Genomic DNA, 26,942 nt, shown 5'->3' on the forward strand with positions numbered 1-26,942 from the left:
AAAACTTTCCAAGGAGAGAAATTGCTCGACGTAACAACTTTTGACGAGCTTCGCATTGGCCTGGCTACCGCTGACGACATTCGTCGTTGGTCACATGGTGAGGTCAAGAAGCCCGAAACAATCAACTACCGCACCCTCAAGCCCGAGAAGGACGGTCTGTTCGGTGAACAGATCTTCGGTCCTTCCCGTGACTGGGAGTGCTCATGCGGCAAGTACAAGCGTGTTCGCTTCAAGGGCATCGTTTGTGAGCGCTGTGGCGTAGAGGTCACGAAGTCGTCTGTGCGCCGTGAGCGCATGGGCCACATCGAGCTCGCCGCTCCTGTCACCCACATCTGGTACTTCAAGGGTGTTCCGTCACGCCTCGGCTACCTGCTGGACATGGCACCGAAGGACCTCGAAAAGGTCATCTACTTCGCTGCGTACATGGTCATCAGCGTTGACGAAGACGGCCGCCACCAGGACATGCCTGGCCTGGAGAACGAACTTCGCCTCGAGATCAAGACCCTGGAAGGCCAGCGCGACTCACGTATCGCTGACCGTCTGCAGCGCCTTGAGACCGACCTCGCAGCCCTTGAGGCTGAGGGTGCGAAGAGCGACCAGAAGAAGCGCACCAAGGACGCTGCTGAGAAGGAGATGAGCCAGGTCCGCAAGTCTCTCGACGAGCAGATCGCTCACCTCGAGCGCGTCTGGGAAGACTTCCGCACGCTGAAGGTCGGCGACCTGAAGCCTGAGGACTCGGTCTTCCACGAGCTGCAGGACCGCTTCGGCATGTACTTCGAGGCCTTCATGGGCGCCGAAGCCATCAAGAAGCGTCTTGAGGCCTTCGACCTGGTCACCGAAAGCGAAAACCTGCACCTGCAGATCGCTGAGGGCAAGGGCCAGAAGAAGATCCGTGCGATCAAGCGTCTGCGCGTCGTCAACGCATTCATCATGACCGGCCACTCGCCGGCCGCGATGGTGCTCGACGTCGTACCGGTCATCCCGCCGGAACTGCGCCCGATGGTGCAGCTCGACGGTGGCCGCTTCGCGACCTCTGACCTCAACGACCTCTACCGTCGTGTGATCAACCGCAACAACCGTCTGCGTCGTCTCCTTGACCTCGGTGCCCCCGAGATCATCGTGAACAACGAGAAGCGGATGCTGCAGGAGGCCGTCGACGCACTGTTCGACAACGGTCGCCGTGGTCGCCCGGTCACCGGTACCGGTAACCGCGCCCTCAAGTCCCTGAGCGACATGCTCAAGGGTAAGCAGGGTCGTTTCCGTCAGAACCTGCTCGGTAAGCGCGTTGACTACTCTGGCCGTTCGGTCATCATCGTCGGCCCGCAGCTGAAGCTGCACCAGTGTGGTCTGCCCAAGCAGATGGCTCTGGAGCTCTTCAAGCCGTTCGTCATCAAGCGCCTGATCGACCTGAGCCACGCTCAGAACATCAAGGCTGCGAAGCGCATGGTTGAGCGTTCACGTCCGCAGGTCTGGGACGTGCTCGAAGAGATCATCCGCGAGCGTCCGGTACTGCTGAACCGCGCACCAACCCTGCACCGCCTGGGCATCCAGGCCTTCGAGCCTCAGCTCGTTGAGGGTAAGGCCATTCAGCTGCACCCGCTCGTGTGTGCTGCATTCAACGCTGACTTCGACGGTGACCAGATGGCAGTTCACCTGCCGCTGTCCGTTGAGGCACAGGCTGAAGCCCGCATCCTGATGCTCGCATCGAACAACATCCTGAAGCCGTCAGACGGCCGCCCGGTGACCCTGCCAACACAGGACATGATCATCGGTCTGCACCACCTGACCACGCTCAAGGAAGGCGTCGTCGGCGAAGGCCGTGCGTTCTCCTCTGTTTCAGAGGCGATCCTCGCTTTCGACCAGAAGTCGCTCGATCTGAACGCCAAGGTTCGCATCCGCCTCACCGACAAGTACTTCACCGAGGGCACGCAGCCCGAAGGTGTCGAGCTGGTCGACGGCAAGGCAGAGGGCACCGTTCTGGTGAACACCACCCTCGGTCGCGCACTGTTCAACGAGACGCTTCCGACCGACTACCCGTACTTCGAAGCGGTCGCCGACAAGGGCAGCCTCTCCGCGATCGTCAACGACCTCGCAGAGCGGTACCCGAAGGTGGAGGTTGCTGCCGCCCTTGACAACATCAAGGACGCCGGTTTCCACTGGGCAACTCGTTCAGGTGTCACGGTGGCGCTCAGCGACATCCTGACCCCGCCGAACAAGCCGCAGATCGTTGCAACCTACGAGAAGCTGGCCGCAAAGGTCCAGTCGCAGTTCGAGAAGGGTCTCACGACCGACCTCGAGCGTCGCCAGGAGCTCATCCAGATCTGGACCAAGGCAACCGAAGACGTTGCTGCGGCCATGCAGGCGAACTTCCCGGCCGACAACACGATCAACCGGATGGTCACCTCTGGTGCTCGTGGTAACTGGCTGCAGGTTCGTAACATCGCCGGTATGCGAGGCCTGGTGAACAACCCGAAGGGTGAGATCATCCCTCGCCCGATCATCTCGAGCTACCGCGAAGGCCTGTCCGTCGCCGAGTACTTTATTGCTACTCACGGTGCTCGTAAGGGTCTGGCCGACACGGCTCTCCGTACCGCTGACTCTGGTTACCTCACGCGTCGTCTCGTGGACGTCTCGCAGGATGTCATCATCCGCGAAGACGACTGCGGTACGACCAAGGGTCTCGAACTGCCGATCGCCACGGTCGACTCGACGGGAGCGCTCTCGCGTCACCCGAACGTCGAAAACGCGGTCTACGCTCGCAGCCTGGCCGCAGCCGCGGTCAACGCCAAGGGCGAGGTCGTCGCTGACGCCGGAGACGACGTCGGAGACGTGATGATCGACAAGCTGGTTGAAGCCGGCGTGGAGAACATCAAGGTTCGCTCCGTTCTGACCTGTGAGTCAGCCGTCGGTGTGTGTGCAGTCTGCTACGGCCGCTCGCTCGCCACTGGAAAGCTCGTCGACATCGGTGAAGCCGTCGGTATTATCGCCGCACAGTCCATCGGTGAGCCTGGTACCCAGCTGACGATGCGTACGTTCCACACTGGTGGTTCGGCATCCGCTGATGACATCACCCAGGGTCTGCCCCGTGTTCAGGAGCTCTTCGAGGCTCGTACCCCCAAGGGTGCGTCGCCGATCGTTGAGGCTTCAGGTCGTATCACGATCGAAGACACGGACCGCAGCCGCAAGGTGATCCTGACGCCAGACAACGGCGACGAAGCGATTGCGTACCCCGTGCTCAAGCGTTCGACCCTCCTCGTTGAGGATGGCCAGCACGTCGAGCTCGGCACGCAGATCATCGTCGGTGCTGTTGACCCGAAGGAAGTTCTTCGCGTCAAGGGTGTCCGTGAGGTGCAGAAGCACCTCGTCGGTGGCGTCCAGGATGTCTACCGCTCGCAGGGTGTACCGATTCACGACAAGCACATCGAGGTCATCGTTCGTCAGATGCTTCGCAAGGTGACTGTCGTCGAGCACGGCGACACAGGCCTGCTGCCTGGTGAAATGGTCGACCGTTTGAAGTACAACGAGCTCAACCGCACCGCACTCACTGAGGGCAAGAAGACGGCTTCGGCTCGTCAGGAAGTCATGGGTATCACCAAGGCTTCACTGGCAACCGAGTCGTGGCTGTCGGCCGCTTCCTTCCAGGAGACCACCCGGGTTCTGACCCAGGCGGCCATGGAAGGCAAGAGCGACCCGCTGATGGGCCTCAAGGAGAACGTGATCATCGGTAAGTTGATCCCGGCCGGTACTGGTCTCCCGCGTTACCGCGACGTCACCGTCGAGGCAACCGAAGAAGCCAAGGCTGAGCGTTACCCGAACCGCATCTTCACGGATGAGGCTGCCTTCAACGAAGGCGACCTGAGCTTCGTCGATTTCGACAGCTTCAGCTCGGATGACTTCACGCCCGGTACGTACAACTAACCAGCGTGTGACCTAGTCACTCCAGTGCAATGGCCTCCTGCTTCGGCAGGGGGCCATTGTGCGTTAACGCGGCCGGTGCCCTGCGAATCAGTCCACCACCCGACATCACACGCAATTGTGTCCGGAACTATCGACGGGCCGCCCTCCGCTCGGCAAACCCGCTCAGCAAACCTCTCCACTAGCATGAGCGCATGACGACCCCAACTTTCAAGCAGCCGCGATCGCTCGCTCCCAAAGGCGAGGATTCCACCTCGATCAAGCGCGGAGGAGTTGCACTACTGATTGCGGGCATCATTGTCACGCTCATCGGTACCGCACCGTTTCTCGGCGGGATCGCTCGCACTGTCCTGGCGGCCACCCAGTATCCCGATGAGCTCCCCTTCGCCCTCGGCGGCCTGATCTTCGGAACCGTGATCGTCGTCGTTGGCGTTCTGCTCATTGTCGTCGGCTCTCGAAAGCTGACCCACAACGGTCGAGTCAGACGACTCGCGGTCGGCGGCCGCTGATCCGAAACGCCGCGGTCGGCCTGAGGTTGGAGGCCGTGACCGCGCAGCTCGTTTTGTGAGACTCTCGAGTAGTAATCCCACCTCCAGTTCGGGGCAGGTGTGCGGGGAGTCGCCGCCACCTCGCTACTCTAGCTATGAGTGCATCGCAGCCAGGGGGTAGCGATCAGGTTGAGAGCATGAGGGGGCGGCATGGCGAGTCGTCTACCGTCGGCACCGCCCGCCCTCGACGGCTACACCTACATTCGACCTCTCGGCACCGGTGGCTTTGCCGACGTCTTCCTGTTCGAACAGAACATGCCCAGGCGCTCCGTCGCGGTGAAGGTGCTGCTGCGCGACATCGTCGATACCGACGTACTGCGCATGTTCAATGCCGAAGCGGATGTCATGGCTCGGCTCAGCTCGCATCCGTCGATCCTCACCGTCTACAACGCCAGCATCTCGGCCGACGGTCGACCTTACCTGGTGATGGAATTCTGCCCGAGCTCACTCGGCAATAGGTTCCGACGTGAGATCCTGCCCGTCGCCGAAGTCTTGAACCTGGCAGTGAAGATCGCGTGTGCCCTGGAGACGGCACACCGTACGGGAGTATTGCACCGCGATATCAAGCCTTCCAACATTCTCACCACCTCGTTCGGCACGCCGGTTCTCGCTGACTTCGGCATCGCAACATCACTGGCCTCCTCGCAACAGGAGCAGCTTTTCGCCATGTCAGTGCCGTGGAGTGCGCCGGAAGTCATCAAGGAAGAAACGACCGGGACTGTGCAGACGGAGGTCTGGGCGCTCGGCGCCACCATCTACTCGTTCCTCACCGGGCGATCGCCGTTCGAAGCAGTCGACGGGGGAGCGAACTCCAGCCAACACATTCGGCAACGCATCCTGCGAGCGAAATACACGCCGATTGGGCGACCAGACGTCTCTCCGACGTTGGAGCAGATTCTCGCGCGCTCCATGAGCAAGGATCCAGCGGATCGGCAGTCAAGCCTGCTGGAGTTCGCCGAAGACCTGCAGCATGCGCAATACGAAATGGGAATTCAACCGACAGTCCTCGAGGTTGCCGTCGATGAGTGGGCAGCAGCGGGCGCACCGATCGACTTCGACAACGTGAGCGTGCGCGGACCCATCAGATCGGCGGTCGCTGTGGCGTCGCCGCGTGCCGGCCGCCGCGCGGCAGCTCCCCTCGTGCGGTCCCTGACAGACGACGGCACCAGACTTGCGCTCGCCACTCGGCCGCGCCGTGGATCGAGGGCCTGGCCTGGCCTCCTCATCGGTGGCGGCATCGTCGTCGGAGCTGGCGCAGCGGTAGGCGCACTTGTGTTGATGGGCGTCGTGTAGGTGGCGGGAATTCGCACAGCCAGGGAACCGCGCCGACGCTCGGTCTGGGTCAAGGTCTCGGCGGTTGCTGCACTGACGGCACTGTTTGCCGGCACTGCGATCATCGCCGCCGGCTTCGACGTGAAGCAGACACCGTTGAACGGGAGTTCCATCTGGGCGTTGCAAAGCGGTGCCGGAAATCGGTACGCCAGGGTCAATACCGACCTCGGTGAACTCGACACCATTAAGAACGTGCGCAGTCCGAGCGGCCTGGTGCAGACGGACACCGCAGCCATGCTGTTCACGCAGAACAACGAGAAGGTCGTTGACGTTGACGCCGCCAGGCCGGTTGACCTCGGCGATGATGCCTCTGAATATGGCAACACGCCCGCCGGCACCGTCGACGTGGTCACGTCGGCAACCCAGATCGGCTACCTGACCAGCACCGGCACCGTTTTCGTCGCCCCGATCGTGCAGGGCGCCGCGGGTTCGCCCACGCAGGTCGACCCGTATGCCGACGAGGTCACTCCAGACGAGGAGGAGCCGCAACGCTACCGCAGCGATTCGATCGCGCTGGGCACGGATGGCGTGCTGTACAGCTATTCCAGTGAGGACAGGGCGGTTCTTCGCTACCAGCTCGAGTCGCACGAGGTGCTGGGCAACGACTCAGTGACATCCGCTCCAACGGATGCCGGCACTCAACTGACCGTCGTGGGAAGCACCTGGGTGCTGGCCGACAAGCCCGGCGAGAACCTCTGGATCGCAGGTGGCGACGCGGTCGAGACGCCACTGAACGAGTCGTACCTGGTGCAGAAACCCTCTGCAGCCGCCGATGTCGTTGTGATCGCCGACGACACCGGATTGTTCTCCGTCTCGCTGGATGACGGATCATTCGAGCGGATGGTGGGTGATGACGGCGCCCAGCTCGGCACCCCAGCCCGACCCACGACGTTTGATTCTGCACAGTACGCCGCCTGGCTGCCGGCCAACGGAACCGCTGGAACCCTGTGGAGCAGCACTGGCGGCGAGCAGGGGCTGGACTTCGCGGGCGCCACGCCCAGCAATGAACCGGTTCCGGTGTTCCAGGACAATGGCCAGCGCATGATCCTCAACGACACCCAGAGCGGATGGGTCTGGACCATCCCAGACGGGGCCCTCGTGCCGAGCTCGCAAAACTGGGGCATCGCCACCGAGCAGCAACAGCAGAAAGACGACAACGTCGACGACGTCGCGCAGGTCGTCGAACCGCAGGCGCCCGTCGCCGAAGCCGACAACTTCGGGGTGCGGGCCGGCGCGCTCGTGACGCTGCCGGTGCTGCTGAACGACCACGATGCGAACGACGACGTGCTCACCGTCGTTCCTGCATCGGTCACCGGTCTGGCCGCGAACGTCGGCACGCTGAGCGTCACCGACAACTCGCAGACGATTACGGTGCAGGTGGCGGCAGACGCGCGTGGCACTGCCACCTTCACCTACATGGTGACCGACGGCACCCGGCAAGACGGCCTGACCTCAACGCCAGCAACTGTCACCCTCACGGTGCACGATCCCGCCGAGAATTCCGCCCCCGCCTGGTGTGGCGTCGACGGATGCCTCCAGGACTGGCCGTCGCCAGAGGTCGCTCCAGGCGGAACCGTGAGCGTCCCGTTGCTGCCAGGGTGGGTCGACCCTGATGGCGACCCGATCTTCGTCAGAGCGGTGACAAACCAGACCGGCGTCGGATCGGTCAGCGCGACGCCGGCGGGAGTGCTGGTCTACCGGCATCCCGATCCCAGCGTGCAGGAGAACCTCACCGTCTCGATCCTGGTGACCGTCTCTGACACGTTGGGGGCGACATCTGACAAGGTGTTGACGATTCTGGTCACACAGACTCCGCGGCTGACCGTCACCCCGTTCGCCCTGGTCTCCGCCGTCGGCGAGCATCTGACCGTCGACCCGGCTGACCATCTCACAGGCGTTGACGGCGCGCACCGGATCGTCTCTGCGACGGCGCCGACGAGCGCCGACGGTGTCACGGTCGGTGTCAACAGCGGCAGCGCGACGTTTGACGTGACCGCTACGGTACCGGGCGACTACCGCGTGGAATTCACTGTCGCAGACGACTCGAACGAGGTCGTCTCGTTCGTTCGAATCCAGGTTGTGGCAGCGGATGCCGCATTGCTGTCCACCGCGCCTGTCACCGTCTTCGTGCGGCCGAGAGCCGACACCAGCGTCGACGTGTTCACGGCGGTGTCGAACCCCGCGCGCCGGGTATTGCTGCTGAGCGAGGCGTTGCCGGAACCCACGCCAGGCGCCTCCCTCGATGTCGATGTCGTCGGCCAGAGCCAGCTGCGCGTGCGCGGGACGACGGCAGACGAGCAGCCTGGACTGCTGGGCGTCGTGGGCTACACGGTCTCGGATGGCACGGGAAATCCGGCGTACACCGTGCGGGGTACCGCAACGGTGTACCTGCTCTCGGCATCCGTGCCGCAGCCGCCGATCGCCGTCAACGACAGCATCGTCGTGCGTGCTGGCGCGCAGATCGACATCCCGGTGCTGGCCAACGACGTCGCCCCCGACGGCAACGTGCTCGTACTGAACCCCGAGTCGGTGCAGAATGCCTCCGGTGAAGGCCTCGCCTTCGTCTCCGGATCAACACTGCGTTACCTCGCACCCACCGTCGCCGGACAGTACGAGCTGCGCTACACCGTGTCGATTGCCGGCTCTCCCGACCTGGTTGATGCTGCGGCCGTGGCCGTCCAGGTGTTGCCGACCGGGGAGAACCGCGCCCCGCTGCCGCACACGCTGACCGGCCGGGTGCTCTCTGGTGAGTCGATCCGCATTCCGTTCAACGCGTTCGGCGTTGACCCTGACGGTGACGATGTTGTCATCGACCGCGTCCTTGGCCAGCCGGCGAGCGGCACCGCATCGCTCTCTGCCGAGGGTGATGCCATCGTTTACAGCAGCGTCACCGGATTCAAGGGAGCCATCGAGTTTCCCTACCGCGTTCGCGATTCGGGGGGAGAGACCGGCGAGGGCCTCGTGCGCATCGGCGTGCTTGATCGCCAGTCCGACCCGAGTCCGATCACCTTCAGTGACTATGTTGAAGTGCAGGTCGGCGAGGGAAACCAAGTGGTGGTCGACCCTGCTGCGAACGATGTCGATCCAGCGGGCGGCGAGCTGGCTCTCACGGCTGTTCGACCGGATGCCGCGCCAGACAGCGCCGAATATGCGGCGCTGGTGGAGCGCATTGGGACGTTGGACGGCAACCTCGTCGTGCTGACGCCCGGTGACGAGCCTGGCACGATGACCTTCGTCTACGAGGTGAGCAATGCCCAGGGGGACATCGCCCTCGGCTTGATTGTGATGCGTATTGTGCGCAGCTCTGTTCCTGACTATCCGGTTGTCACCGACACGCTCGTCACCCTGGAGGATCGCGCGAAATTCCCCGACGGGATCGATGTTGTCACCGGAAAAGTGTCGTGGGCATCCGGCGACGTGAGCGGCCTGAAACTGAGCCTGTGGGGCACTCCGGATGGAGTGAACGTCTCAGGATGGAAGATCAGTGGCAGCGCGCCGGATGAAGGACTCTTACTTCCGTTCGCACTGACCGGCCGCAATTTCCTAGGCGAGAGCGTCACCACCTACGGGTTCGTGCGAATTCCGGCGCAGAATGCGATCATCCTGGCCCTGAAACAGGGTGGGGTGCCTCAGAAAGTCGCGGAGAAGGCATCCGTCACCTTCGATATGGCCAACCTGGTCGCGGTCCCAGCTCGGGAGACCCTGGAACTCGGGTCTACCGGGATGCGGGCGTCAGGGCAGCGAGCGGATGCCAGCTGCCGGATCGCCGGCGGAACCAGGGTCACGTACACGGCTGGTGCTGGCGCGCCATGGACGGACGCGTGCACGGTGCCGGTGCGGGTCGCGGGGCAAGACGACTACACCCAACTGCCGGTGCAGATCGCGATCGAGGCACTTGACCCGCAGCCTGAACTGCGGGCGGCGGCCGTCACGGTCAGCCCAGGGGCAGCAGCGGTGACGTACGATCTCGGCCAGATGGTGGTCTGGCCAGGAGAAAGCGAACCGGCCGCTCTCGTGTACTCCACCGAGTTCAGCGGTGACCAGTTCACGGTGGAGCAGGTGGGCGCCAGCCTGAGCATCCACGCCGCAGACAGCGCCCAGCCGGGTCGCGAGAATGCGGTGACCGTGCGGCTGAGCAGCCATCCGGATGCGGTCGCCGCCGTTCTCTCCCTCAAAGTCGGCCCTGCACCCAGCGAGCTGCCGAAGGGCGGAACCGTCGCGCAGGAATGCAGCCAGTCGGCGGGCTCCAGCTGCGTCATCGATGTCATCGGTGGCGGCGGCGAGGTCAATCTGTTTCCCGCGACACCGCTCACGCTCGTCTCCGTCTCGTCGGCCAGTACCTGTACCGGGGTGAATTTCAGCGTTGAGGGCAACAAAGTGAAGGCCAGTTGGGCTGCGGGCACCGCGGGGGGAAAGTGCCAGGCGAGCTTCGTGGTGTCTGATGCCCAGAACCGACAGAGTGCAGGGGGCCGCAACGGGTCGGTGACCGTTGACCTGCAGGGATACCCGCAGGCCCCCAGCTCGGTGACCCAGACGGCTTACGACAACGGCACGCTGACCCTCGCGGTCAACCCGAGCGGCGCAGCAAGCGCCTACCCGGCCCTGCAGGGATTCGCGATCTTCCGCGCTGGCCAGGAGGTCGGGTCGTGCGACACGTCGGGCAGCTGTGCTCCGCTGACCGGTCTGAAGAACGGCGACCGGCAGACCTATGAGGTGCGGGCGCGGAATACCGTTGGCGACTCTCCGTCTGCGGTGAGCGTGATGGCCTGGTCGTATGGCATCCCCGGCGTCGGCTCTGTCACGGCGAAGGCTGTCTTCGACCCGAAACGTACGACGGCCACCCAGGGTGCCGTCGATCTGACCATCGAGACAACGGATGCCACGACGCGCGGTTACCTGGTGAACGGTGTCCAGGAGGTTGCTGCACAGGGCAGCGGTACCACTGTTGTCCCACTCACCTTCCCGATCGGACCGGCCGCCATCAGCATCCTGCCGCTCAGCGCTGTTCAGCGCCCGCAGGGGACAGGGCCGGCCGATAAGACGGTCCAGGCCAGCGCCAGCGTCGCCGGGTCGCCCTCGATGGCGGCCACCGGCGGCGGTCTCACGGTGACGAAGAACTCCATCACGGTGAGTGCCCCGACGGTCAGCGCGAACGGCGGCACCTCGTTGCCCGTGCAGTACGCCGCGTACCTCGAGGGTGCACCGTCGCCGAGATGCACCATCGACGCCAGCGGTGGCAATCTCTCGGTGGCAGGCGGAACGACGGCGACGACGATCGGTGGTCTGAAACCAAACAAGATCTACCTGGTGAAGGCGTGCTACTCGAACAGCTTCGGTGTGGCAGAACTCGAGCTGGGCAGCGATCTCACCTGGGACGCCCCCGCAGCTCCCACGGACTACACATTTGTCATCGCTGCAGGATCGCAACGGGGCACCTTCACCGCACAGAAACCGACATCGCCGACGGGGGCGCCGGATGGATTCACCGCGGTCTTCGAGAACTTCCCGTCAGACATCTGGGGTGCGGATCCTGGCATTGGAGTGAAATTCTGCTTGACGTGGCGGCCAGACCGGTGTGGTCCGTCAAGCCTGGCCACGGCAGCGGCCACGTCACCGGCCTGGCAGACGCAGGTTGATGCTGTCACGGTAACGACGTGTGTTGTCGCTAGCCCGCTCGGACTCGGGGTCACGGGTCGTGGCGTCGGCGCCGCCGTGGCGTCGGTTACGGCTGCGGAGTTCCTGGTTCGGACTCTCATTCCCGAACCGGTGCCAGATCCGGTTCCGCCTGTCGATGAGGATGGCGTACCGGTGGTCGTGGCTCCGCCAGCGGCCGCAGAACCTAAGTATGAAGAAAAATGGGTCGCCGGTACTGTCGCCGACGGCGCAATGGTGGTGCCGACCGGAGCTATCAAGGTACGCGACGTCAGCTGGAGCGTGGACTTCGCCAGCGAAGCCCGACTGGACCCATATACCGGATCGACAGCGGCCACCGTCGCATGTGGATAACGACAACGAGAGAGACAACACCGCAATGACAATCACCCCGGAACAGTCCACCTGGTTCGCCTCGACGTTTTCGACCATGGTCGACAACGTCGAGACGGCCCTGCTTGGCAAGCGGCACGTCATTGAGCTGGCATTCACGGCAATGGTCAGCGAGGGGCACCTGTTGCTCGAAGACTTTCCGGGAACGGGCAAGACCTCTTTGGCCAGGGCTATGTCGCAGAGCGTGCAGGGTGTCAGCTCCCGCATCCAGTTCACGCCCGACCTGCTGCCAGGTGACGTGACGGGCATCACGGTGTACGACCAGAAGAAGGGCGAGTTCGAATTTCACAGCGGACCGATCTTCGCGAACGTCGTGCTTGCCGATGAGATCAACCGGGCGAGTCCGAAGACCCAGTCAGCGCTTCTCGAAGCGATGGAGGAAGGCAAAGTGACCGTCGATGGCGTGACCCGCTCGACCGGCACTCCGTTCCTCGTGATCGCCACGCAGAACCCGATCGAGCAAGCCGGAACCTACCGGCTGCCGGAGGCCCAGCTCGACCGGTTCATGATGAAGACGTCGCTGGGCTACCCAGACATCGCCAGCACAATTCGCATTCTCGAGGGAACGAGCGAGGTGCACCACGACCTGCAGCCCGTCATCACCCCGCAGGCACTCGTTGGCATGAGTGACCTGGCCAGGTCGGTCTTTGTGAACCCGCTGCTGTTCGACTACATCGCGCGCATCGTCGAGGCAACCCGCAGTGCACGCCAGGTGCGTATGGGCGTGAGCGTGCGCGGTGCCAGGGCGTTGACCAAGGCGTCGAAGACGTGGGCGGCAGCGCGGGGAAGAACCTACGTCACTCCCGATGACATCAAGGGCCTGGCAGAGCAGGTGCTGGCGCACCGCATAGTGCTCGACCCTGAGGCGGAATTCGACGGTGTCACCGCCAGCGCCGTGATCGGTCAAATTCTGCTCGACATCGTGCCGCCCAGCCGAAGCGACCTGATGTGACGCTCGACAGCGAGTCGCGGATATCGCACACCGCAACATCCACTGGCACATCGACGCACACGCGCTACTCGACGACACGGTCGAGTGCGCTTGTCGGCGCTGTCGTGTGGTGGGTGAGCGCCTGGCGGCGCATCAAGCGGCAGGGGCAGGCTGCGGTGCGCTGGTTGGGCGAAACCGTTACACCGGCCGGGTGGGTCGTGGTCGCCGTTGTGCTTCTCCTTCCGCTCGGGCTGACGTTCGGCTGGGCCGAGTTCATCGTCGCGGGCATTGTCGGCACTGCATTGTTGCTGATCGCGTTGCCGTTCCTGCTTGGCGGGCGCGCCTACAGTGTGGACTTCACCCTTCCTGTCGATCGGGTCGTCGCGGGAGGCGAGGTCACCGGCGCGCTGAGGGTGACGAACATTTCCGGGCGTCTTGAGCTGCCCGGTCGCATTGATGTGCCGATCGGCCAGGGTCTCAGCGACGTGCATGTGCCGCTTATGCGTGCGGGCGCCATCCACGAAGAAGTGGTCGTCGTTCCCGCGTACCGCCGCGGGGTGATCGATGTCGGCCCCGTCACGACGGTGCGCACCGACCCGCTCGGCGTGCTGAAGCGTGAGGTGTCGTGGGCCGATATCCACCGTCTCTACGTTCATCCGGTCACGGTGCCGATTCCGAGCACCAGCGCCGGGTTCGTGCGGGACCTTGAGGGGAACCCGACAAGCGATATCGTCGACTCTGACATTTCCTTCCACGCCATCCGCGAATACGCCTCTGGCGACGGCCAGCGCAATATCCACTGGAAGTCAACCGCCAAGACCGGCACGCTCATGGTGCGCCAGTTCGAGGAGAGTCGGCGCTCGCGGCTTGCCATCGCGCTCAGCCTTCGTGCCGACGAATACGGTTCAGACGACGAATTCGAGATGGCCGTGAGCGCGGCGGGGTCACTGGGCGTGCGCGCCATTCGAGACGGCAGGGATGTGACGGCGTTTGCCAGTGAGGACATTCCGGAGTTCGTGCGTGGCGCCATCCGCTCGATCCGCACCCTTAACGTGGTGTCAACCCGCACCCTGCTCGACGACCTCAGCGAAATCGCATCCACCCAGAATGCGATGGCGATCGAGGACGTGTGCATGCTGGCCTCACAGGCGATTCCCGACATCTCGATCGCGTTCGTCATCTGTGGGTCGACGATGACCGCCGCCCGGCTCCACGCACTGACGCTCAAATTTCCGATGTCGGTATCGATCGTGGCCGTGTTGTGTGACCCGACGGCGGAACCCTCGTTTCGCGATCTCGCCGGAACTGGCGTGCTGACCATCGCCGTTCTCGACGATTTCCGTTCGCTGCTCGCAAGGCGGGCCGGCTGATGCGCCAGGGAAGACGCCGGAAGCCGCGTTTCGGGTCGCATTCCGAGCTTCGGTCCGACTCACGCGCAGAGCTGCGTCGCTGGGCCTCGCCAGAGCCGCCCGCCTTCTTGCTGATGAACGCGCTGTTCGTGTTCGGCATGATCGGGGTAGGCCTCTGGGCGGCGTGGCCCATCTACCAGGGGGCTCACTTCTTCATCACAGCAGGCGTCGCCATGGGGGCTGGCAGTGCCATCGCCTGGATCGGGCTGCAACGCTCCTGGTCAGGTTTCACGCTTCTCCTGGTGACGGTGGGAGCGTACCTGCTGCTCGGTGTGCCCGCAGCCATCCCGTCGGCGTTGACGAGCATTGGGGCAGCAGGTAACGGCTTCGGCACCCTCCTCGCGGCGACGGTGCTCAGCTGGAAAGAGCTCGTCACGATCTCGATCCCGGTCGGCAGCTATCAGACCATGCTTGTTCCCCTGTTCATCCTGACGCTGGGGGCCACAACGGCGGCACTGTCGCTTGCCTGGCGGTCTGAACGGATGCACGTGCTCACCATCCCTGTCGTGCTGGCGCTGCAGCTGTTCGGGTTGCTGGCCGGACCCCGGCAGGTGAGCAGCCCGGCAGTATTCGGACCGGTAAGCGTTCCGGCGCCGCGGGAGAGCCTCATCGGTCTTTCTGCCTTTCTGCTCGCGGTTGGTTTTCTGGCCTGGCGTGCCCAGGATGCTCGGCGCTCTGCAGTGCGGCTCGCGCGGCGGGCGACGGGCGTGCGACAAATGAATAGCGGATGGTTGACCAGAGCACGCAGGGGCGGGCTCGTGGTCGGCACCCTGATTCTGGCAACCGCGCTGGCGATTCCGCTTGCGGCATCCACTGTGCGCTCGGCGGATCGGGAGGTGGTGCGCACGGGAATTGACCCTGCGGTGACGTTGCGCGAATACGTCAGTCCGCTGAGCCAGTACCGCAGCTTCCTGACGGGCTCGCTCTATGACGCCACGCTGTTCTCGGTTGCCGGGGCGAACAATGAGGTGTCGCGGCTGCGGCTCGCCGTCCTTAGCCACTACGACGGGCAGGTCTATCGGGTGGTGGACCCGGTGAGCGGCCAGGATGACCAGTCCACAGCCTTCGCCCGGGTGCCGAACATCCGTGTGGTTGACGGTGATGACGGTGTAGCGGCGTCGGCCACGATCACGGCGGGTGACTACGACGGCGTGTGGTTGCCGCTGGCCGGGTCAGTGACCCGGATCGATTTCGCGGGGGCCAACCGGGATTCCCTGATGGATGCCTTCTACTACAGTGGCACGACCGACGCGGGGGTGGAGCTGCGGACGCTCAGTGCCGGAGACAGCTATACCTTCGAGACGCGGATCGACGACAACGTGACACCGGTGACCGACCTGGAAGCCCCCGTCGGAGCTGAAGGCCTCGTGAACGACGACCTGATTCCCGACAGTCTTGTCGCCTGGGTGAGTGCCCAAGGTCTCGGTTCCGACGGAGCTGCACTCGCAGAGCTGATCTCACGACTTCGTGAGCGTGGTTACCTCTCCCACTCGCTCGACGCGCCGGCCGCCGATGCCGGCTGGACGAGCGATCTGGGCGGGTACACATTCGCTCCGTCACTCTCCGGACACTCTGTCGACCGAATTGACGCACTCTTCACCGCTCTGCTGACCAAGCAGAATGCACTCCAACCGGATGCCGCCACCTCTCCAGACAACACCGCACTCGTTGCCGCGGTCGGTGACGATGAGCAGTTCGCGGTCGCCGCTGCCCTGATCGCGTCGCACCTCGGATTTCCCTCACGGGTCGTGCTGGGCTTCGCACTGACGGCCGCAGCGGGAGACAGCAGCGCGATCCCGGCATGCACGGCAGGGGTGTGTGAGGGGAAGAACCTCACCGCGTGGATTGAGGTGCAGGGAACCGACGGCCGCTGGGCGCCCGTCGACGTGACTCCGCAGCATGAGCATCCGCTCTCGCCGAGCGACGATCAACTGCGCGACCCTCAGGTGCCCACAGAGGTGTTGCAGGCGGATGCGGCGGAGCAGGCGCCGCCGGAGGCCAACCCGACAGGTGGCGACGAAAAGGCGACCGAAGACAAGCCGGAGGCCGTCGACCTCAGCTGGTTGGTCGGCCTCCTCAAAATCGTCGGCATCTCGCTGCTGGTGATAATGGTCGTCCTCACTCCGTTCCTGGCGATCATCGGTGCCAAGTTCCAACGCCGCAGGGAGCGTAAGCGCGGTCGTACCAGCGCTGCTCGGATCGCGAGTGGCTGGGACGAGTACGTCGACGCGACTATCGATCACGGCATGCGCGCGCCAGGAAGCATGACCCGTACCGAGTTTGCGGCGCTCCAGGGCAGCGAAGGCAGCGGGATGCTTGCAACGTTGGCCGATGAAGCGGTCTTCGGGCCGGTGCCACCGGCACCTGCGGACAGCGACGCGTTCTGGGCGCTGGTTGACGCTGAGCGAGCGGCTCTCCGGCGTGACGCGACGAAACGCAAGCGCCTGAAGGCAGCAATTTCCGTGCGGTCATTCGCGCGGGCCATTCGCTAGGTGTCATATCTGCGGCGCCCCTTCCGCTGGTTGAGGAGGCCGCCAGGCCGTCTCGAAACCTCGTGGCCACATCCAGAGACGCAAGAGGTTGGCGCGTTCGGCTACAGTGGACTCGGTTTGGTCAGGGATGCCGCACCGAGCATCGAAATGGGGGAGCGCTCGTCTCAGACGCGCGCGAGGTAACAATGGACAATGCAGGCGGAATGATCATGGGCGGCCTCGCCGTCATCGTGGGGCTCGGTATCGGCTACTACATCTGGATCGCGATCGTGCTCAGCGCGGCCTTCAGGCGGCGTGGCGAAAAGACGTGGACGGCCTGGGTGCCGATCATGAACGCCGTTGCCCTCCACCAGATCGGTGGCCATTCCAAGCTCAGGGCTGGCGCGAACGGGCATGCTCGCGAAAGTGAACCTGTTCCGTTGATTGTGCCTTCCCGCCCGCCCGTTGCGTGGGTCGACCGCCCAATCTCGGTGCATGACCTGCCGGTCTCATCGTTCCCGAACGGCCAATCACTTCCACCGGCGCCATTCGGGTTGAGCGCTCCGGTGGCCGGCACCCCTCCCACTGCCTCAGCCGCCCCGGCGCCTGTGGGATACAGCCCATGGGCTCCGCCGATCGACACCATTCCCGGCCTCGTTATGGCTGACAATGCGAAGCCCAGCGCTGCGACGCCCGACCCGTCGAGTTCTGACCACTCGAATGCGGACCACTCGAATTCTGACTACTCGAATTCTGACCAGTGGAATTCTGATCGCGCCTCCGCCATCGCGGACGGCGAAACCATCATCACCGGGCACGCACCCGCCTCCGATGACGTACCCGACAGCGATGACGCCTTCGATGCCACGGTAGTCGCGGCGCGACGCGTGCAGCCCTGGATCTTCGAAACTGACGGAGCACAGAAAGTGGTGTTGACGAAACCTCTCGTGTTGCTCGGTCGAAACCCCTCACGCGGTCCGCTGCACGACGAGGCCCAGCTGATCAGCGTCACCGATGCCGGCAAGACGGTATCGAAGACGCACGCCCAGATTGAACTCGTCGGGACCACCTGGACTATCACGGACCTGCACTCGACGAACGGCGTCATCTTGAAGGGGCAGGGCGGGCTGGACATCGAGCTCGAAGCCGGTGCCAGCGCTGATCTGACCGAGGAATTCATTCTGGGAGAGTTGCCGGCGCGGATCTACCAGGAGCGGAAGTAGACATGGTGTTCAGTCCCACGGAGCACACCTCTGCCGTCAGTCTCTCCGTGGGCTTTCGTACCGATGTCGGGCACAGGCGGGCCGCCAATGAAGACGCAGTGTTGGCATCCGCCCCCGTGTTTATCGTCGCAGACGGCATGGGCGGCCATGAAGCCGGCGATCGTGCGAGCGAGGCCGTCGTCGCGGAGTTTCGTACGCTGGCCGGCCGGGGGAACATCGCGGTTGATGAGGTCGCTGCGGTGGTCGACAGGGCGCACGCGGCCGTGCAGGTGATCGCGGATGGAACAACGCGCGGCGCAGGCAGCACAGTGACCGGAATCGTTTTGGTTACCCAGAACGACAGGCCCTGCTGGTTGGTGCTCAACATTGGCGACTCGCGGGTGTATCGGCTCGTCGGCACATCACTTGTGCAGTTGACCGTCGATCACTCGCTTGCGCAAGAGCGTGTTGCGGCTGGCACGATGAGAGCTGATGAAGTTGCCACCTATTCACGCCGCAACGTCATCACCAGGGCAGTCGGCGCACCCGATAGCCCCGCGGACTATTGGCTGTACCCGGTGACCACCGGTGAGCGGCTTCTGGTCTGCTCAGACGGGCTGACCGGCGAACTGAGTGATGAGTCGATTCGAGCCGGGCTGACTCTGGGTGGTGGCACAGAACAGACTGCAGACCTCTTACTCACTCAGGCTCTCGAGCGCGGGGGACGAGACAACATCTCCATCATCGTCGTCGACGTCGTTGCCGGCGGGGAATCGGGTCAGGAGGGAGCGTCGACCACGTCGCTCCTGAATGCTGACGACGACACCGCCGATGTGCGGCTGGATGACACGGCGGAAATCCCCGGACGAAGGGGGCGACCCCGTGCTGCCCGATGATGACACTCGCCGGGTGGGCGCCGCTGACGACACCGACACCGGCGACACCGACACCGGCGACACCGACACCGGCGACACCGATACCGACGCCGACGACGCCGACACCCGGTTGGTTCGCCGGGCGGCAGACCTTGACGATGCCACCCGCATGGTTCGCAAGACAGACCCAGACAATGCCACCCGGCGGGTCGCTCGCGAGAGCGATGAGACCAGGATTGTCAGCCGAGAAGAATCCGACGAGACGCGGATCGTCAGCCAGCGACCACCGCAGGCAGGTCGCTCGGCAGTACACGCCGATATCCTCGCGCACACCCATCGGCAGCCGGAGACTCCTCTTGGCTCCACCGCCCGCTATGGGGTTCGCGCGCCGAGCGTCCACACAACGCCCGTTCACCGAGTGGACCACTCCGCCGACGATCCAGTCGTCGTGCTCCCGCGCAGCGCGGAAGAAATCCGACGCGCAGGTTCCACGCGTGCGCGAGGCCGGAGTCTGGTCGCAGTAAGCGTCGTCGTCGGTACGACGGTGATTGTTGCGGTTGCGGCCGTCGCCGCCATCGTGTTCGTCGTTGGCCTGTAGCGACGTCGTCGTCCGCCGTGTAGCGGCCGTTGGCGCACAAAAGCGGATGCTGCGCAGCGCCGCGTGCTGCAGGCCGAGCACAGCGATCGCAACGCTAAGGTGGACGGAATCCCGAGGAAGGCGCTCCCGATGAGTACAGAGAATTCACCGATCCCCCCTGATTCACGGAAGCGTCGTGGCTGGGCGTTGCTCGCCATTTTCGCCAGCGTGCTGGTCGTGGTGATTCTGGTGGTTCTCGTAGTGTGGCGCGGGGGAGCAGAGGTTCCGAGCGCGAGCGGTGCCACCGATCGCCCGCAGCCGAGCGAGACGCAGGCGCCGATCGCAGTAAGCAGCACCCCTACTCCATCCGCAACGGATGCCGCCCCTGCCGATTCCCGGATCCCCGCCGACTGCGAGCAGCTCTACGCGACCGACTGGGCGGCATCCCTCGGGCCTGTGTTGGTACTGAACCCGGCCTGGACGAAGGACAGTCCCGCCAGCGAAGCCCGCGGATCCAACGACAGCGGGCTGATGACGCAGCTCGCCTCCACCACCCTGCTGACCTGCCATTGGGCGAAGCCCGCGGGTGGTAGTGACCTCGGTCTCGTCACAAACGTTGCGGCACTCACGGACGAGCAGCAGGCGAGCCTCACTGCCTACATCGGCGGGATTGGCTACACCTGTTATGACGAGCTCGACGGCTTGCGGTGCGTCAACGAGAGGAGCGACGACGGTGCGGCATGGGGAGAATCGCACTTCATCCGTGACGGGATCTGGCTCGCGACGCGGTGGATCAACGTGAGCCCTGACGGCTACACGCATGACATGGTCTCGACGATCTTCGGCACCGCGTAGCGGTAGCGCCGCGGCTGCGGCTGCGTCAGGAAATCGCGGCCGTGACGAGTTCGGCGACGCGCTTCTCCACCACGGGGCTCCACGTGTGGAGCGCGAACGACACCGGCCAGATCTCGCCGTCGTCGAGGTGCGCGGCATCCTGAAACTCCAGGGTTGAGTAGCGGGTGCTGAACTTGCCCGCGTTCTTGAAGCAGAAGACGACCTTGCCATCCGCGTCCGTGTACGCGGGCATCCCGTACCAGGTCTTGGGTGACAGCTCTGGGGCATTGGCTGTTGTCACCATGTGTACGCGTTCGGCGAGTGCGCGATCGTCTGGCGCCATCTTGGCGATGGCATCGAGGACCGCCTGCAGTCCGTCTGCTTTCTTGGCGCCTGTCCTGCCTTCGGCGCGCAGCTCTGCAGCGCGCTGCTTGATTGCGGCGTGCTCCGCTGCGGTGAAACCGGTGGATTCGGCGCTGGCATCTTTCGTGAGCATGGTGGACTCTCCTTCGTGATGGGCGCTTACGTTTCACCCGGATGTGCGGGGCCGACGTCGTCGCCCTCGGTTGTTGTAGACAGGCTAAGCCGGAGCGCACGCGGGGTGCTTCTCCATTCCTGCTCGGTTCGAATCCTCACATCGACGAGCCACTCCAGCCCCACCAGCCACTTCAGTAACAGCAGTAACAGCAATCACGTCTGTCCCACCCGTCACTTTCACCCCCTGATCGGGGTCCTATTGGAGACGTGCCCGCCAGAGCTACGCTCGGCTGTTACTTAACTCCGTGGTTTCTTAACTTCGCGTTTCGTAACGGCAACGGCCTCGGGTGGCCTGCTTACCCAGCATTCGTGCTGGCCCCCGATGGTCACCAAAAGCAACTCTCTTCCCGGGGGAGGATCGCATGGCAACACTCACCGAAATCCTGATTCTGCACGGCCTACTGCCCATTGAGCATCTCGATACGCTCATGTCCGGTGACCCGGCAGACGAAAGCGCTGTGCGCACCCTGGTTGATTCGGGGGTGATCACCGAGATGCAGTTCGCGAAGGCGCGCGCCGCGCAGGCCAACCTGCCGTTCGTTGAACTGATGGAATACCCCGTTGACCGCATTGCGGTCGCACTGGTCAGCGCTGCGGTATGCCGCCGCCACGAGATTATCCCCATCGGCATAGACCAGGGCAGGCTTCTCCTGGCCATGGTCGACCCCGGCAACGTTTTCGCCATCGATGATGTGCGAGCTGCCGCCCACATGCCGGTCTACCCCATCGTTGCCGAACGTGCCGACCTCCTGGCCGCAATCGCTCGCTACCACCGCGCCGACGACGAGCTCAGCAACCTCACCAGCACCCTCGAAGAAGAGAGTGCCCCTGCGGAGACAACCACCTTCGGCAACACGGACTCCGTCGACGACGACGCTCCCATTGTGCGGTTCGTAAACCTGCTGGTGAGCCAGGCCATCCAGGACAAGGCATCCGATATCCACATCGAGCCGGCCGAACACGATATGCGCGTGCGTTACCGTATCGACGGCGTACTGCACGAAATGCAGAGCGCACCCAAGAGCATCCAGAATGGCGTGATTTCACGTCTCAAGATCATGAGCGATATCGATATCGCCGAGCGTAGGAAGCCCCAGGACGGCCGTATGTCGGTCAGTCACGGTGGCCGCAAGATCGACCTCCGCGTCGCGACGCTGCCGACGGTCTGGGGTGAGAAAGTTGTCATGCGAATCCTCGACAACTCGAACACCAGCCTCAACGTGCGCGATCTGGCCCTGCTCGAGCGCAACTTCGAGGCGTACAAGACCTCATACACCAAGCCATACGGCATGATCCTGGTCACCGGCCCGACCGGGTCTGGCAAGTCGACCACGCTGTACACGACGCTGGGCGCGGTCGCCAGGCCGGAGATCAACGTCATCACGGTTGAGGACCCGGTCGAGTACCGCATGAAGGGCATCAACCAGGTGCAGGTGAACCCCAAGGCCGGGCTCACCTTCGCCAGTGCGCTGCGCTCCATCCTGCGAAGCGACCCCGACGTCGTGCTGCTCGGTGAGATCCGTGACCACGAGACAGCGCAGATCGCCATCGAAGCATCGCTCACCGGCCACCTCGTGCTCTCGACGCTGCACACCAATGACGCACCAAGCGCCATCACCCGTCTGACCGAGATGGACATCGAACCCTTCCTGGTCGGCTCAGCACTGGATTGCGTTGTCGCCCAGCGACTGGCTCGACGGCTGTGCGACCGGTGCAAGCAGCCCGCGGCGATCGACCCCGAGTACCTCACCAGGCTGCGGTTCTCCTACGATCCCTACCTGCCGCTGCCCACGGTGTACCAGCCGATCGGTTGCACGAACTGTTCGAACACGGGCTACCGCGGTCGAATCGCCGTTCACGAGGTGATGACCGTCAGCGAAGAGATTGAGCGGATGGCCGTTGCCCGAGCTTCCAGCGCCGAAATCGGCCGCACCGCCCGCGAGCAAGGCATGATCACCCTCCGCGAAGACGGCTGGGAAAAGGTAAAGATGGGCCTCACGTCCATCGAAGAGATTTTGCGCGTGGTTGCATAGTGCCCGCCGCGAACGAATGGGGAGCCAATATGGACAAGCCTATTTTCGAGATTCCGCTCACTCCTCCTGGGGATGACGCAGACGGCTGGTCTCCCGTGCCGGCCGCGGGGCCGTCGCACACCCCACAGAACACAGATGCCGCATCGCCGTTCGACTCGATCCTGTTCGACCCGCAGGCGTCTGGCCTTACTGCGCCTGGCATCACGCCACCGGGACTCACGCCCCCGGCACCGGCCGATGAGTCGGATGTGCCGGCCGGCATCGAGATGTTCCGTGACTTGTTCTCGCCGGATTCAACGTCGGCTGATGAGCCGCCAACGCTGACCCCGCCGACCTTCGACCCTGCTGCCTTTGGCGCCCCGGCGGCAGACGCGGCAGCATTCGAGGCGCCCTCGTACTCCGTTCCGCCTGTAGGTGCCCCGGCGTTCGGGGGAGTGCCGCTCAACCCTGAGGTCTCAGCCGCGCTGACCCCTCCGACGTTGTTCTTCCCGCCTGCCCTGGTACCACCGACGTTCGAGCCGCAGGGTGCCGATGTGGCGGCCGCTGACGCCGCTGAAGCCGACTTCGCCGACACGACCACTGGCACCTGGGCGCTCGACGCAGAGGGCGCTGACTCGTTCGCGCCCGACATCTACGCGCCCCCGCTCACTCAGCCGACGTACGAGATCGATGACTACGTACTGCCGGCACCGACGCAGGTGTTTTCACTCGACAACTTCAGCGCACCTGCCGACATCGACGCACCCAGCGGCGAGTTCAACCCGCCAACGACGTTGCTTCCCGAAATTCACCCCGATTCAGCGGCAGCACAGCTCGCCGCAGAGGCGGCCGCCATCTTCGGTTCGGCGACAGCCGTGCCGCTTCCTCTGGATGCGTACGTCATCCCCGGTCCCGACGTGCTGTCAGCTGCGTCACACGACCTGCCGACGGAAGCAATCGACATCGTGGGCGAGGCATTCGCCCTCCCGGTCTCGGCTCCGCCGGCATCCGACTTCGACACACCGCGCTTGGTTCCGGCAGGTCGTCGCGCGGCTGCCCCGTCAGAGGTGGCGATGGAGGCGATGAGCGCCCCCATTGCTCAACTCAAGACGGACGAGTCACTGACCGAGACCGAACGCTTGGCCTTCGGCGGCGCCGACCTCGATCTCATTCGCGCCCTGGAAACCGTCGTGCTGCAGGGGGCGTCCGACTTGCATGTGACAGCAGGAGCGCCGCCGAGCCTCCGCGTCGACGGCAGCCTCCGCCCCATTGAGGGCGAAGCTCGCTGGATGCCGGAAAAGGTCACGTCCGCCCTCCACAGTCTCCTCACTGACGATCAGCGGGAGCACTTTGAACGAGAGCTCGAACTCGACTTTGCGTACACCGCGGGCCGAGCGAGATTCCGTGTCAACTATTACCAGCAGCGCAACACAATCGGTGCTGCCTTCCGACTGATTCCGCAGGAGATCAAGCAGCTCGGGGATCTCGGGGTGCCGGATTCAATCGGGCAGTTTGCGCAGCTTCCGCGCGGCCTGGTGCTGGTCACCGGCCCCACAGGGTCGGGCAAGTCGACCACACTCGCGGCGCTCATCGACCTCGCCAACCGCACCAGGACAGACCACATTGTCACGGTCGAAGACCCGATCGAGTTCCTGCACAAACACCAGCTCTCGCTGGTGAACCAGCGTGAGGTCGGCCACGACACGCACAGCTTCTCGGCTGCGCTCAAGCACGTGCTTCGGCAGGACCCCGACATCATCCTCATCGGTGAGCTTCGCGACCTGGAGACCATCTCCGTTGCGCTGACCGCAGCCGAGACCGGCCACCTCGTCTTCGCCACCCTGCACACCCAGGATGCCGCGCAGACCATCGACCGTGTCATCGACGTTTTCCCGCCGCACGCCCAGGACCAGGTGCGAGCGCAGCTCGCCGCGACCCTGCAAGGCGTGGTCTGCCAGACCCTGGTCAAGAAGGCCAACGGCCGGGGACGCGTCGTCGCCACCGAGGTGCTCATCACGACCCCAGCCATCGCCAATCTCATCCGTGAGGGTAAGACGTACCAAATCTCCTCGATGATGCAGGCCGGCCGGGACTCCGGCATGCACACCATGGACCAGCACCTGGCTGATCTCGTCGACTCAGGCCAGATCACCCGCAGGGCTGCCGAGGAGAAGGCCCATGACCCCGAGGGTCTGAGCCAGTTGATCAACCGAGTGGAGTCGCCCACCGAGGCATCCGCTCGTGCAATCGCGGCCAGCGGCATCGACTTCGGTGACTCGTACTCGCAGGTGGCGCGCTAGTGGCCACTGCGCAGGCGTACGCGTACGTCGGGCGGGATTTTAAGGGCAAGACGGTCAAGGGCAAAGTGGATGCCTCCAGCGAGTCTGCTGTCGCCTCACGCCTGAATACCATGGGCATTTCTCCCATCTCGATCACCGAATCGACGGAAGGGACAGGGCTCAACAAAGAGATCAGCATCCCGGGCTTCAGCAAAGGAGTCGGCCTGAAGGACCTTGCCATCATGAGCCGCCAGATGGCGACCATGATCGGATCTGGGCTGTCGCTGTTGCGCACACTTAACATTCTCGCGGGGCAGACCGAGAGCAAGCCGCTGGCCAGGATTTTGGCCAAAGTGCGCGACGACGTCGAGACGGGTACCTCGATTTCGGATGCCTTCGGGAAACATGGCAAGGACTTCCCGCCGATCATGATCAACATGGTGCGGGCGGGTGAGACCGGCGGTTTCCTCGACGGGGCACTTGAGTCGATTGCGCAGAACTTCGAGAAGGAAGTGAAGCTGCGCAACACGATCAAGTCGGCGATGACGTATCCGATCATCGTGCTGCTCATGTCGCTGGGTGCGGTACTCATCATGCTCATCTTCATCGTGCCGATCTTTGAGGAGATGTTCTCCGGCATGGGCGGTGGCCTGCCGTTGCCAACCCAAATCCTGGTGACATTGTCAAAGTCGATGGTGTTCGTGGTTCCGGTACTGCTCGTAGTGGGCATCGCGTTCGCCGTGTGGTGGAGCAAAAACAAGAACACGCTCAAGGTGCGGCAGTTCAAAGACCCAATCATGCTCAAACTTCCGGTTTTCGGATCTCTGCTCAAGAAGATCGCGGTCGCCCGGTTTGCGCGCAACTTCTCAAACATGATTGGCGCCGGCGTCCCCATCTTGCAGGCGCTCAAGATCGTGGGGGAGACGTCTGGCAACTGGGTGATCGAGAACGCACTCAACGAAGTCGCTGAGTCAGTGCGGCAGGGGCAATCGATCGCGGCGCCGCTGCTCGCCCAGCCGGTCTTTCCGCCGATGGTAACCCAGATGATTGCCGTCGGTGAGGATGCCGGCTCCCTGGAACTGATGCTGAACAAGATCGCGGACTTCTACGACGATGAGGTGCAGGCGGCCACGGAGCAGCTCACGGCGGCAATCGAGCCGCTCATGATCGCGTTCCTCGGCGTGATTATCGGCGGCATGGTCATCGCGCTTTACATGCCGATCTTCGGTATCGCCACCGCGATCAAATAGGTTGCGGAGAATGTGGCACGATTCTTGACCACCGAAACGCTACAAGTTGTCCCCTGCAATGGGGGCGTAAATGCGCATAATACCCCCCTCCTGTGGGCCAGTGCTGGAAGTCACCTGCCAATACAGTGAGAATCCGATCGGGACCCCTAGTCCGATTCCTTGCCACCTACCGAATGGACTTCACTGTGGTTTCACGAATTCTCAACTCACTGGCCCTTCGCCGCAAGCAGCTGACCGAGAAGGAAAAGGGCTTCACCCTGATCGAGCTTCTCGTCGTCGTCATCATCATCGGCATCCTCGCCGCCATCGCCATCCCGGTGTACCTGGGCATTCAGAACTCCGCGAAGGACAGCGCAGTCCAGTCTGACCTCACGAATGCGAAGACCGCAGTGATTGCCGCTCAGACCACTGGAAACGGCGCCCTTCCTGCCGCCGGTGCCATTCCTGGCTACGTTTTACCTGACGCCAAGAACTACGCGAGTGCCACCACCCGTCCGGCCTATGCACCGGCAGCTGGCGCCGGCGCTACTGCCTTCTGCATCGCAGCTACTAGCGCAACCGGGACGTCGTTCGCTATCAGCGATTCGGTCGCTGCCAAGGCAGGCACTTGTGCTGCCGGCGCATTCGTCGCTGCAACTCCGTAGTCACTAGCTAGAGCAAGCGGGGCCTCACCTATGTGGAGCCCCGCTTGTTTGCATTCTCAGCAACCAACCAACCGGCCACCC

At 63.8% G+C, this 26,942-nt stretch carries 16 protein-coding genes; 15 read left to right on the top strand and 1 reads right to left on the bottom strand.

The features are described from left to right. The first annotated feature begins 21 nt into the window (after positions 1-21). The 11 genes from AC25Y4_RS11445 (at position 22) to AC25Y4_RS11495 (ending at position 20,160) form a co-directional block, all read left to right on the top strand. On the top strand, positions 22-3,918 hold the full coding sequence (locus AC25Y4_RS11445) for a DNA-directed RNA polymerase subunit beta' (protein ID WP_488120550.1): 3,897 nt from the start codon (positions 22-24) through the stop codon (positions 3,916-3,918). A gap of 191 nt (positions 3,919-4,109) precedes the next feature. Next, positions 4,110-4,424 carry a hypothetical protein gene (locus AC25Y4_RS11450; protein WP_488120551.1) on the top strand — a complete coding sequence of 105 codons (315 nt, stop codon included), beginning with the start codon at positions 4,110-4,112 and terminating at the stop codon, positions 4,422-4,424. A gap of 189 nt (positions 4,425-4,613) precedes the next feature. Beyond that, positions 4,614-5,756 (top strand): serine/threonine-protein kinase, encoded by a 1,143-nt coding sequence (locus tag AC25Y4_RS11455; RefSeq protein ID WP_488120552.1) that lies wholly within the window; start codon positions 4,614-4,616, stop codon positions 5,754-5,756. Next, positions 5,757-11,801, top strand: coding sequence for an Ig-like domain-containing protein (locus tag AC25Y4_RS11460; RefSeq protein WP_488120553.1), 6,045 nt, complete (start codon positions 5,757-5,759; stop codon positions 11,799-11,801). 25 nt (positions 11,802-11,826) lie between these two features. Continuing rightward, a complete protein-coding gene (locus AC25Y4_RS11465; RefSeq protein ID WP_488120554.1) occupies positions 11,827-12,792 on the top strand; it encodes an AAA family ATPase in 966 nt (321 codons plus the stop codon). Beyond that, entirely contained in the window at positions 12,789-14,141 is a 1,353-nt protein-coding gene (locus AC25Y4_RS11470; protein ID WP_488120555.1) for a DUF58 domain-containing protein, read from the top strand. The genes AC25Y4_RS11465 and AC25Y4_RS11470 overlap by 4 nt, the downstream gene beginning before the upstream one ends. Beyond that, positions 14,141-16,672, top strand: coding sequence for a transglutaminase TgpA family protein (locus tag AC25Y4_RS11475; protein ID WP_488120556.1), 2,532 nt, complete (start codon positions 14,141-14,143; stop codon positions 16,670-16,672). The genes AC25Y4_RS11470 and AC25Y4_RS11475 overlap by 1 nt, the downstream gene beginning before the upstream one ends. A gap of 185 nt (positions 16,673-16,857) precedes the next feature. Further along, positions 16,858-17,874: an FHA domain-containing protein gene (locus AC25Y4_RS11480; protein ID WP_488120557.1), complete on the top strand. Its 1,017-nt coding sequence runs from the start codon at positions 16,858-16,860 to the stop codon at positions 17,872-17,874. A gap of 2 nt (positions 17,875-17,876) precedes the next feature. Beyond that, positions 17,877-18,749: a PP2C family protein-serine/threonine phosphatase gene (locus AC25Y4_RS11485; RefSeq protein WP_488120558.1), complete on the top strand. Its 873-nt coding sequence runs from the start codon at positions 17,877-17,879 to the stop codon at positions 18,747-18,749. Beyond that, positions 18,736-19,326, top strand: a complete 591-nt coding sequence (locus AC25Y4_RS11490) for a hypothetical protein (RefSeq protein WP_488120559.1) — start codon at positions 18,736-18,738, stop codon at positions 19,324-19,326. Before AC25Y4_RS11485 ends, AC25Y4_RS11490 begins: the two co-directional genes overlap by 14 nt. A 129-nt stretch (positions 19,327-19,455) precedes the next feature. Continuing rightward, a complete protein-coding gene (locus tag AC25Y4_RS11495; RefSeq protein WP_488120560.1) occupies positions 19,456-20,160 on the top strand; it encodes a hypothetical protein in 705 nt (234 codons plus the stop codon). Between the two features lie 25 nt (positions 20,161-20,185). Here the strand turns inward: AC25Y4_RS11495 and AC25Y4_RS11500 are convergent, their stop codons facing one another. Beyond that, a complete protein-coding gene (locus tag AC25Y4_RS11500) occupies positions 20,186-20,635 on the bottom strand; it encodes an iron chaperone (RefSeq protein WP_488120561.1) in 450 nt (149 codons plus the stop codon). A gap of 403 nt (positions 20,636-21,038) precedes the next feature. On the opposite strand from AC25Y4_RS11500, the gene AC25Y4_RS11505 reads away from it, so the two are divergent. From AC25Y4_RS11505 to AC25Y4_RS11520, 4 genes are all read left to right on the top strand, one after another. Continuing rightward, the gene (locus AC25Y4_RS11505; protein ID WP_488120562.1) at positions 21,039-22,709 is read left to right on the top strand and encodes a GspE/PulE family protein; all 1,671 of its coding nucleotides are present in this window, start codon (positions 21,039-21,041) and stop codon (positions 22,707-22,709) included. A 29-nt stretch (positions 22,710-22,738) separates the two neighbouring features. Next, entirely contained in the window at positions 22,739-24,988 is a 2,250-nt protein-coding gene (locus AC25Y4_RS11510) for a type IV pilus twitching motility protein PilT (protein WP_488120563.1), read from the top strand. Next, positions 24,988-26,217: a type II secretion system F family protein gene (locus AC25Y4_RS11515; protein ID WP_488120564.1), complete on the top strand. Its 1,230-nt coding sequence runs from the start codon at positions 24,988-24,990 to the stop codon at positions 26,215-26,217. The genes AC25Y4_RS11510 and AC25Y4_RS11515 overlap by 1 nt, the downstream gene beginning before the upstream one ends. 185 nt (positions 26,218-26,402) lie before the next feature. After that, complete coding sequence (locus AC25Y4_RS11520; RefSeq protein WP_488120565.1) at positions 26,403-26,861, top strand: type II secretion system protein; 459 nt, start codon at positions 26,403-26,405, stop codon at positions 26,859-26,861. Positions 26,862-26,942 lie beyond the last annotated feature (81 nt).

It is taken from the genome of Leifsonia sp. Y878 (genome assembly GCF_057669685.1).

What these genes read in the sequence shown, in the direction of transcription:
- AC25Y4_RS11500 (WP_488120561.1), bottom strand. Translation starts at nt 20,635, where the DNA reads ATGCTCACGAAAGATGCCAGCGCCGAATCCACCGGTTTCACCGCAGCG.
- AC25Y4_RS11465 (WP_488120554.1), top strand. Translation starts at nt 11,827, where the DNA reads ATGACAATCACCCCGGAACAGTCCACCTGGTTCGCCTCGACGTTTTCG.
- AC25Y4_RS11505 (WP_488120562.1), top strand. Translation starts at nt 21,039, where the DNA reads ATGGCAACACTCACCGAAATCCTGATTCTGCACGGCCTACTGCCCATT.
- AC25Y4_RS11450 (WP_488120551.1), top strand. Translation starts at nt 4,110, where the DNA reads ATGACGACCCCAACTTTCAAGCAGCCGCGATCGCTCGCTCCCAAAGGC.
- AC25Y4_RS11455 (WP_488120552.1), top strand. Translation starts at nt 4,614, where the DNA reads ATGGCGAGTCGTCTACCGTCGGCACCGCCCGCCCTCGACGGCTACACC.
- AC25Y4_RS11495 (WP_488120560.1), top strand. Translation starts at nt 19,456, where the DNA reads ATGAGTACAGAGAATTCACCGATCCCCCCTGATTCACGGAAGCGTCGT.
- AC25Y4_RS11475 (WP_488120556.1), top strand. Translation starts at nt 14,141, where the DNA reads ATGCGCCAGGGAAGACGCCGGAAGCCGCGTTTCGGGTCGCATTCCGAG.
- AC25Y4_RS11510 (WP_488120563.1), top strand. Translation starts at nt 22,739, where the DNA reads ATGGACAAGCCTATTTTCGAGATTCCGCTCACTCCTCCTGGGGATGAC.
- AC25Y4_RS11480 (WP_488120557.1), top strand. Translation starts at nt 16,858, where the DNA reads ATGGACAATGCAGGCGGAATGATCATGGGCGGCCTCGCCGTCATCGTG.
- AC25Y4_RS11485 (WP_488120558.1), top strand. Translation starts at nt 17,877, where the DNA reads ATGGTGTTCAGTCCCACGGAGCACACCTCTGCCGTCAGTCTCTCCGTG.